General features: G+C 62.1%; 1 protein-coding gene and 1 pseudogene. Both read left to right on the top strand.

What is annotated here, in order from left to right; translation table 11 throughout:
- Positions 1-276, top strand: a 276-nt coding sequence (locus ED901_RS13215; protein WP_122096306.1) for a GPW/gp25 family protein, incomplete at its 5' end; no start/stop codon positions are given.
- Between the two features lie 3 nt (positions 277-279).
- Positions 280-604: pseudogene (locus ED901_RS13210) on the top strand (baseplate assembly protein); the annotation flags it as partial.

Raw genomic sequence — 604 nt, 5'->3', positions numbered from 1 at the left:
TCGGTCAGCGACATTTTGCGCACGCCCGTCGGTTCCCGCGTCATGCGCCGTGACTATGGTTCACTGCTGTCTGAACTGACTGACCGCCCGCAGAATGCGGCGCTGCGGCTGCAAATTATGGCGGCCTGCTACAGCGCGATCCTGAAATGGGAGCCGCGCGTCAGCCTCACCGGCATCACCTTTGAAACGACGTTCGACGGAAAAGGCGTGGTGGAACTCACCGGCACCCGCAAAGACACGTCCGCCGCCATCTCCTTAACCCTTCCAGTGAGCTGAATTATGGCAACTATCGACCTGAGCCAGTTACCCGCCCCCGACGTGGTGGAGGTGCTGGATTATGAAATTCTGCTGGCGGAGCGCAAAGCCACGCTGGTGTCGCTGTATCCCGAAGACCAGCAGGCCGCCATCGCCCGCACGCTGACGCTGGAGTCCGAGCCGATAGTGAAGCTGCTGGAGGAGAACGCCTACCGCGAAGTGATCCTGCGTCAGCGGGTTAACGAGGCGGCGCAGGCCGTCATGCTGGCCTATGCCACCGGCGCAGACCTGGACAACATCGCCGCCACGTTCAGCGTGGAACGCCTGACCATCACGCCTGCGGATACAG

Origin of the sequence: Rahnella sp. Larv3_ips, from assembly GCF_003697865.1 — a bacterium.
Lineage (GTDB): Bacteria > Pseudomonadota > Gammaproteobacteria > Enterobacterales > Enterobacteriaceae > Rahnella > Rahnella rivi.
The sequence above is the reverse complement of the archived record's forward strand: the minus strand, read 5'-3'. Positions and strand labels throughout refer to the sequence as shown.